This is a genomic window from Mycobacterium sp. (assembly GCF_032159765.1).
Classification (GTDB): domain Bacteria; phylum Actinomycetota; class Actinomycetes; order Mycobacteriales; family Mycobacteriaceae; genus Mycobacterium.
On the sequence record NZ_JAVHWM010000220.1, the window covers coordinates 23,433 to 32,019 of the forward strand.

Annotated in this window: 8 protein-coding genes; 2 read left to right on the plus strand and 6 right to left on the minus strand. The window is 65.7% G+C overall.

Features of this window, described 5'->3' with window-relative positions:
- Positions 1 to 11 precede the first annotated feature (11 nt).
- The 6 genes from QOH60_RS28240 to QOH60_RS28265 all read right to left on the minus strand — a co-directional run bounded on the left by QOH60_RS28240 (position 12) and on the right by QOH60_RS28265 (position 6,905).
- Complete coding sequence (locus QOH60_RS28240) at positions 12 to 866, minus strand: MlaE family ABC transporter permease (protein ID WP_526425197.1); 855 nt, start codon at positions 864 to 866, stop codon at positions 12 to 14.
- Positions 867 to 912: 46 nt separating this feature from the next.
- A complete protein-coding gene (locus QOH60_RS28245; RefSeq protein WP_526425198.1) occupies positions 913 to 1,725 on the minus strand; it encodes an MlaE family ABC transporter permease in 813 nt (270 codons plus the stop codon).
- A complete protein-coding gene (locus QOH60_RS28250) occupies positions 1,715 to 2,884 on the minus strand; it encodes a thiolase family protein (RefSeq protein WP_526425199.1) in 1,170 nt (389 codons plus the stop codon). Before QOH60_RS28250 ends, QOH60_RS28245 begins: the two co-directional genes overlap by 11 nt.
- Before the next feature lie 91 nt (positions 2,885 to 2,975).
- Positions 2,976 to 4,151 (minus strand): Zn-ribbon domain-containing OB-fold protein, encoded by a 1,176-nt coding sequence (locus tag QOH60_RS28255; protein ID WP_526425200.1) that lies wholly within the window; start codon positions 4,149 to 4,151, stop codon positions 2,976 to 2,978.
- A gap of 5 nt (positions 4,152 to 4,156) precedes the next feature.
- A complete protein-coding gene (locus tag QOH60_RS28260) occupies positions 4,157 to 5,365 on the minus strand; it encodes a CaiB/BaiF CoA transferase family protein (RefSeq protein ID WP_526425201.1) in 1,209 nt (402 codons plus the stop codon).
- Between the two features lie 31 nt (positions 5,366 to 5,396).
- On the minus strand, positions 5,397 to 6,905 hold the full coding sequence (locus QOH60_RS28265; RefSeq protein WP_526425202.1) for an aldehyde dehydrogenase family protein: 1,509 nt from the start codon (positions 6,903 to 6,905) through the stop codon (positions 5,397 to 5,399).
- A 204-nt stretch (positions 6,906 to 7,109) separates the two neighbouring features.
- Between QOH60_RS28265 and QOH60_RS28270 the strand changes: the two genes are divergently transcribed.
- Positions 7,110 to 7,808, plus strand: coding sequence for an SDR family NAD(P)-dependent oxidoreductase (locus QOH60_RS28270; protein ID WP_526425203.1), 699 nt, complete (start codon positions 7,110 to 7,112; stop codon positions 7,806 to 7,808).
- 17 nt (positions 7,809 to 7,825) lie between these two features.
- A partial coding sequence (locus tag QOH60_RS28275) for a mycofactocin-coupled SDR family oxidoreductase (protein ID WP_526425204.1) occupies positions 7,826 to 8,587 on the plus strand: 762 nt, incomplete at its 3' end.

Genomic DNA, 8,587 nt, shown 5'->3' on the forward strand with positions numbered 1-8,587 from the left:
CCCTTTGTCCGTTATCCCGACAGGTTGAAATTTCCGTTGGCGCCGTAGATCGCCAGCGACACCAGCAGCGTCACCGTCACCACCGTGATGAGCGAGGCCCGCACGGCCTGGCCCACCGCCGAGCCCACACCCGAGGGACCGCCGGTCGCGAAGTACCCGAAGTAGGTGTGCACGAGCAGGACTGCGAGCGCCATCAGGAGCGCTTGCAGGAACGACCACAGCAGGTCGATGGGGTTCAAGAACGTCGAGAAGTAATGGTTGTACAGGCCCGAGGACTGCCCGAAGATCACGACGGTGGTGAACTTGCTGGCCAGGAAAGACAAGATCACCGCGATGGAGTACAGCGGAGCCACCGCGATCATCCCCGCGACTATCCGGGTGCTGACCAAATACTCGACCGACCGAATACCCATGGCCTCGAGCGCGTCGACCTCCTCGTTGATCCGCATCGCGCCGAGCTGGGCCGTCACGCCGGCCCCGAACGTGGCAGCCAGTCCGATGCCGGCGACCACCGGCGCGGCGATCCGGACGTTGATGAACGCCGCCAAGAAGCCCGTCAGCGCCTCGATGCCGATGTTGCCCAGCGAGCTGTAGCCCTGCACGGCCAGCGTGCCACCGGCGGCCAGCGTGAGGAACCCGACGATCACCACGGTGCCGCCGATCATCGCCAATGTGCCTGCGCCCATGCTGATTTCGGCGATCAGGCGGATGATCTCGCGACGAAAGTGAATGGCGGCGTGCGGCGTACCTGCGATCGCCCTGCCGTAGAACATGGTGTGGTCGCCGACCTTGCCCATCGCGGTGACCGGCCACCGCAACGCGCCGACGGCGCGGAAGGTCCTCGGATACGTCGCTCTCAGCGCCATCGCTGTTTCCTCTTCGCGCAAGCCCTCATCGGCGTCATCGCCCCCGTCATTTGACCGTGGCCCGGATGCCGATGGCCGTGACGACCACGTTGATGACGAACAGCGCCATGAAGGCGTAGACGACGGTCTCGTTGACTGCGTTGCCGACGGCCTTCGCACCGCCGCCGGTGATGATCAACCCGCGGTAGCACGCGACGAGCCCGGCGATCAGACCGAACAGCGCGGCCTTGATGCAGGAGATGATGAGCTCGGGCACGCCCGTCAGCAAGGTGATGCCGGCGGCGAACGAACCTGGGTTCGCGTCCTGGACGTAGACGGAGAAGATGTAGCCGCCCAGGATGCCGATGATGACGACAAGGCTGTTCAGCAGCAGTGCCACCAGACCCGAGGCCAGCATGCGAGGTGTCACCAGCCGCTGCACCGGGTTGATGCCCAGCACCTCCATCGCGTCGATCTCTTCGCGGATGGTGCGCGAGCCGAGGTCCGCGCACATCGCGGTGGCACCCGCACCTGCCACGATCAGCACCGTCACCAATGGACCGACCTGGGTGACGGCGCCGAACGCCGCGCCCGCGCCACTCAGATCGGTGGCGCCGAGCTCGCGCAGCAGGATGTTGAGCGTGAAACTGACCAGAACGGTCAGCGGAATGGCCACCATCAATGCGGGAAACAGCGATACCCGCGCGACGAACCAGGACTGCTCGAGAAACTCCCGCCACTGAAACGGCCGACGGAAGAGGAACGCGAAGGCGTCGGCGGCCATCGCAAAGAAGCCGCCGACGGCCTGCATCGGCTTGGAGCCTTTCCCCAAACTGATGCCGGGAGACCACTTGTCCGGACCCGCGGTTTTAGTTGCCATTTGACTCCGGTCCCTCGAGAATCGTCACTGCCGACACCGCGGTAGGACCGCCGATGTTGTGCGCCAGGGCAATTCGCGCACCCTCGACCTGGTTGACGGCATGTCCGCGCAGCTGGGCGAACAATTCCACACATTGCGCCACCCCGGTGGCGCCGGGTGGGTGGCCCTTGCTCTTCAGCCCGCCGCTCGGATTGACGGGCAACGAACCGCCGATGCTGGTGGCGTCGGTTTCGACGAGCTTGTAGCCCTCGAAGCGGTCGGCAAAGCCGAGGTCCTCATAGCTGATCAACTCGATACCGGTGAAGAAGTCGTGCACCTCGGCGACGTCGACGTCCGACGGGCTCATCCCGGCCATCCCGAACGCCTGCTTCGCGGCGCGCACCGACGCAGGGAATGTGGTCATGTCCTGCTTGTGCTGGTGCATCACCGAGTCCAGACCGAGCCCGACGCCGCGCACCCACACCGGCCTGTCGGTGAATCGGTCCACCACGTCCTCGGCTGCCAGCACCAGCGCGGCTGCACCATCGCTCTGCGGCGCGCAGTCGTAGACCCCGAACGGCGTCACGACAGTCGGGGCGGCCATCGCCTGCTCCAGCGTGATCTCGAACCGCAGCCGCGCCTTGGGGTTGGTGACGCCGTGCCGATGGTTTTTCACGGCCACCATCGCCATGTGCTCCTTGGTGGCCGGCGACTCGTGCAGATACCTGGCCACGTGCAGCGCGAAACCGGCCGGCGACACCAGCCCGAGCGGGTAGTCCCAGGCCATGTCGCGGGCCATGGCCTCCCATTCCCACAACATGTCCTTGGTCGACGTCTCGCGAACCTTGTCGGCGCCTATCACGAGCGCGACGTCGAAGGCGCCGGACGCGACGCCGAACAACGCGTTGCGCACCGCGTCGTTTCCGGTGGCGCAGGAGTTCTCCACCCGGGTGACCGGCAGATCGGGCAGACCGAGGGCATCGGCGAGGATTCCGGACGGGAACCCGTCGGGGGTTCCCATCGCGCCGAACCAGGCCGCCTGAAGGTCAGACTTGGAAAGCCCCTTGTCGACGCTCGCGGCGCACTCCGAAAACGCCATCGGCAGCAGATCTTTGATCCCAAGCGCGAAGTGCTCAGCGAAGGGCGTCATGCCGGCGCCGACGATGGCGACCTTCCTCATGACGACCCCTCCTGCGCTTCCGCCGAACCAATGGCAGGATTTTCGAGACTGTCAGTCTCTGCCAGATTCGTGAGCGTCCCCCGAGTATTACTCATGCGGCGACCTTTTCGGGCGCAAATGCGTACCCGTAATCGGGAACGCCTGACCTTACAGCCACCCGGCGAAGTGTCAACCGACCGCGATCGCCGATCTTGACGGTCCCGGCCTCCGCGCCGGTGACCTTCGCCAGCACCCGCACTTGGACGCCGTCGAGCTCGACGATCGCCAACGAGTACGGCGTTTTGAGTCCGGGCACCGGCATCTGCACGGTCGTTTCCGTATAGACCGTTCCCGTGCGGGGCAGTGGCACGCGCTCGTAGTGCGTGTTCAATGCGCCGTCTTCGTCGACTCGGTACCGGGGCGGAAAGTGCAACTCGTCGCTATCGGCGAATCTGCTTGCCTCCCATCGCACTTTCGCTTCGAACGCCCGCTCGTACGCCGCCAATGAGATAGGTATCTCAGCTGGTGAGACGACCGTGCCGGCCGGTAGAACGCAGGCCGGGGGCTCGTTGCGGTGCAACTGGGCGACTCCTTCTGCGACGGTCAGGCCGGATAGACTCGCCAGCTCGACGGCGACGAGCGGCCCCGTGGTGCCGGTCTCGGCCATCGCCGCCAAGGCGTACAGCCCGGCACTGGCGCCCATCGTGGGAAGTGGTGGCGGGTCGCCGATGCACAACTTGGTGGCGGCCGCATGATCCACTCCCGCCACTGCCGTCGGTGTGTCGAGCCACGCCGCCGACAGCGACGCGACCAGCCCACGTTCGTGAAGGAGTCGCGGGTCGCCGTAGTCGTGGACATCGCCGATCGCGTTGCGCGTGCGCACGGGCAGGCTGCGGGCGATGCGGGCGGCGGTGCGCACCCGCAGCCCGCTGTCGGCGGTCAGCACCGCGGCCGCACCGGCCGAGTGGAGATCGACCCCGATCACCAACGTGCGAGGACGCGCCGAACTTAGGGCGTCAACGGCGGCCGGCGCCCCACCGAGGCGCTCGTCGACCTCGAGCTCGGGGTCAAGGCTCAGCCCGGCAAGCAGCACCGCGGCGTTGCTGCTCTCCAGCAAAGGCATGTTGCGGCTGACGAACACGACGCGTTCCACGGCGGAACTGCCGGCGAGCGCCGCGCGGCCCGCCTCGACGGCCATGGTGATCGCGTCTTCGTCATCGCCGGGGACCCGGTGCTGGGCGGTTCCCCAGCACGGAAGGTAGGTCCCGATGGACGCGACGTAGGGCATGACCGTTATGTCACCGCGCCTGCGGTCTTGAGCTCGATGATGCGGTCCCAGTCGAGACCGATTTCCTGAAGGATCTCGTCAGTCTGCTCTGCGAAGCCCGGAGCTGGGCCGCTCTGTGGCGCCTTCACATCGAATTGCACTGGGTTGGAGACCAATTCGAGCTCGCCGGCCTGGACAAGATATTCGTTGGCGCGGACCTGGGAGTCCTCGGCCGCCTGCAACGTGTCCTGAACCGGTGCCCATGGCCCGGAAAGTGTGGCGAAACGTTCGCTCCACTCCGGCAGGGTGCGCTTGGCCATCGCCTCGTTCAGGATCTCGACAGCCGCCGCGGTGTTCTCGGCGATCTTCTGATCGTCGGCAAACCGCGGGTCGTCGATGTACTCCTCGAGGTCCATGTGCTTGCAGACGTCGGCCCAGAACTTCGACGCCTGCATCATCACCAGGGAGATGTAGCGGCCGTCGGCCGTTGGGTACACCCCGACAAGCGGATTGATGGGCGAGCCGTGCACGCCCGGCGGCGGGCTCACCATCAATTGGCCGAGGTGCTTGGTCAACGCCACGGTGTGACCGAGCGACCACAGCCCACTGCCCAGCAGCGAGACGTCCACGATCGACGGCTCGCCGATGCGCTCGCGCTTCAGCAGTGCGGCGGCGATCCCGCCCGCGAGGTTGGTGCCCGAGATCGTGTCGCCGTAGGCGGGCCCCGGCGGGCCGATCATGCCGTCCATACCCGGCGGCGTCGCCGTGGCGGCCGTGCCGGCGCGGCACCAGAACGCGGTCATGTCGTAGCCGCCCTTGACCGCCTCCTGCCCTCGCGGTCCGAGCGCGCTGCCGCGCGCGTAGATGATCTTCGGGTTCACCGCGCGGATGTCGTCGACGTCGATGCCGAACTTCTGCCGGTGACCGGGCAGGAAGCTGGTGAGGAAAACGTCTGCGCGGCGCGCTAATTCGAGAAGAACCTCTTTGCCCTCCGGCACCGACATGTCCAGCCCGATGCTGCGCTTGAGTCGGTTGGCGTGCTCGATGTTGGGGTTCGGGTCGCCCTCGACGCGCAAGGGCCCGGTCTGGCGAAGGCCCCGCTGCGGGTCGCCGGTCACCGCGTGCTCGACCTTGATGACGTCGGCGCCCCACTCCGCGAGCACGGCGCCGGCTGACGGAACGAAGCCATACATCGCGACCTCGAGGACGCGAATCCCGTCTAACGGCGTGGCCATCAGTGCCCTCTGTTCTTCGCGCGAGCGCTCATCACGAGACCACCTCAGCGAACGTCTTCTTTTCCAGGAACTCCTCGAGCCCGGCCTTGCCCATCTCCCTGCCGATGCCGCTCTGCTTGTATCCGCCGAACGGCGCGTCGGGGCTGAAGTAGTTGCCGCCGTTGATGCTGAACGTGCCGGTACGGATCCGGCGGGCGACGGCCAGCGCGCGGTCCTGGCTGCCGAACACGGCTCCCGAGAGTCCGTAGATCGAGTTGTTCGCGATCCGTACCGCGTCATCGTCGTCGTCATAGGCGATTACCGCGAGCACCGGTCCGAAGATCTCGTCCTGTGCGATCTCGCTGTCGGGGTCGACGTTCGTCAGCAGTGTCGGCGCATAGAAGTAGCCGGGATCGTGCCGCGTTCCCCCGGTCACCAGCGTGGCGCCCGCCGCGACGGCGCGCTGCACCATGCCGTCCACCTTGTCGCGCTGAGCCTCGCTGATCAGCGGCCCCATGTAGGTGGACTCGTCGGCCGGATCGCCGTGGCGCACGAGTGAGAAGTTCTGCGCCACCATGTTCACGATTTCGTCGTGGTGCTTGCGTGGCACCAGCAGCCGTGAGGTGAGCGCGCAGCCCTGCCCGGCATGGGAGGCCATGGAGAACGCCGCGAACAGCGCCGCGGACGAGAAGTCGGCGTCGTCGAGGACGATCGCCGCCGATTTGCCGCCTAGTTCGAGGAAGACGCGCTTGAGCGTGTCACTTGCTGCGGCCATGATCTTGCGGCCGACGGCAGTGGAACCAGTGAACGTGACGACGTCGACGTCGGGGCTGGTCGTCAGCACCTCGCCGACCTGCGCGTCTGACGAGCTGAGCACGTTCACGACGCCCGGCGGGATGTCGGTGTGGTTGGCGATCAGCTCGCCGAGCTTCAGCGTGACGAGCGGCGTGTCGGGCGCACCCTTGAGCACCACTGTGCAGCCGGCCGCGAGGGCGGGCGGCAGCTTGGCGAGCGCGAGCTGGTTGGGGTAGTTGTACGCGATGATGGCAGCGACGACGCCCGCGGCTTCCTTCTCTATCCAGCGGTGGTGCTGCATGCCCCTGCTCTCGATGTTGCCGAGATCCTCTGAGAGCGGATAGTCCTTCAGTAGGTCGGCGTAGTAGCGCACGATCGCGATCGGTGCGTCGAGTTGAGGTCCGGCCAAGAGCATTGCGGTGGCGCCCACTTCGGCGGTGGTCAGCGCGGCGAGCTCGTCGCGGTGCTCGACGAGCGCGCGGTGAAGTTGATCGAGGCAGCGCACCCGAAGCTCGACGTTCGTCGACCAATCAGTCTCGTCGAAGGCGTGGCGCGCCGCGGCGATCGCGTTCTGCGCGTCGGCGGCCGACGCGTCGGGCGCGTAGCCCACCAGTTCGCCCGTGGCCGGGTTGTACGAAGGGAACGTCTTTTCAGTGGTAACCAGACCGCCGTTGATCAGTAGCCGGCCGCCGACTTCAGATTCCGGGAGCGCAGCCGCCGGAGCCGGACGGCCGGCGACATTCGAATCCGAGTCGAGCAGCGACATTCAAACTCCTTGATAACTACATTCTCATCCGCGGCGAATCTTACATTCCCTATTCGAGAACACAACAAGACCGATCGTCTAGCTTGAACTCGCAAGTTTCGGACGTTCGGGCAGCTTAGGCGTAATGAGCAGGCCGGTCGATTCAGTTGCAGGTGAAGCAACGGTGAGAGTAAGGTTCTCAAAACCGGAAGGGAGATTCTTGCTGTGAGGAATGCCGTCGTCACCGGGGGCGCGTCGGGTATCGGTCAGGCCATCGCTGCGCGACTGCGCAAAGACGGTCTCACTGTTGCCAGCCTCGACTTGACGCCATCGGACGACGAATCGGCCTTCACCGCCGATGTGACCAGCCGGGAACAGGTGGATGCGGCGCTGGCAGCGATTCACGACCAGCTCGGGCCGGTGACCGTGCTCGTCAATGCGGCGGGCCTCGACCGGTTCAAGCGGTTCACCGACATCACCTTCGACGACTGGCAGCGCGTCATCAACGTCAACCTGCACGGCGTGTTCCACTGCATCCAAGCCGTGTTGCCGGACATGGTCGAGGCCGGGTGGGGGCGCATCGTCAACATCTCGTCGTCGAGCACGCACTCGGGCGCGCGGTATATGTCGTCGTATGTGGCGGCCAAGTCGGCGGTCAACGGGCTGACCAAATCGCTGGCGCTCGAATACGGGCCGAGCGGCATCACCGTCAACGCGGTGCCGCCCGGCTTCATCGACACCCCGATGCTGCGCAAGTCCGAGGCGCGCGGCTACCTCGTCGTCGAGAAGAACATCGAGGCGACACCTGTTCGCCGCATCGGCAGGCCCGAGGACATCGCCGCCGCATGCGCATTCCTGATCTCCGATGAAGCCGGCTACATCACAGGACAGATCTTGGGCGTCAACGGCGGCCGGAACACCTAACGAAAGGACATCGACAAGTGGGACGCGTACAGGGGAAAGTCGTATTCGTCACGGGCGCAGCCCGCGGTCAGGGCCGCAGCCACGCGGTCAAGCTGGCCGAAGAGGGCGCCGACATCATCCTGTTCGACATCTGCCACGACATCGAGAACAATCACTATCCACTGGCTACCCCGCGGGACCTCGAAGAGGCCGGACTGGAAGTGGAGAAAGCCGGGCGCAGGGCGTACACGGCCGAAGTCGACGTGCGTGACCGCGCTGCCGTGACACGCGAAATCGACAATGCGGTCGCAGAATTCGGCCAACTCGACGTCGTAGTGGCCAACGCCGGCATCTGTCCACTGGGCTCCGATGTGCCAATCGGCGGATTTGTCGACGCCTTCGATGTCGACTTCGTCGGAGTGGTCCACACCGTGCATGCATCGCTGTCGCACCTGCGGTCCGGCGGTTCGGTCATCACAGTTGGGTCCGTCGCGGGTTTGATCGCGGAAACGGCCCCGGCCGGCACGGTAGGCCCGATGGGCCCCGGCGGCGAGGGCTACAACCTGGCCAAGCAATTCATCGACCGCTATACCAAAGCGCTGGCGAAACAACTTGCTCCCCTGTCGATCCGGGCGAACGTGATCCACCCGACTAACGTCAACACGCCGATGCTCAATAGCGAGCCGATGTACCGAACGTTTAGGCCCGATCTAGAGAATCCGACCAGGGAAGATGCGCTGTTGGCGTGGCCGGTGATGCAGGCGATGCCGATTCCCTACGTGGAGCCCCAGGACATCAGC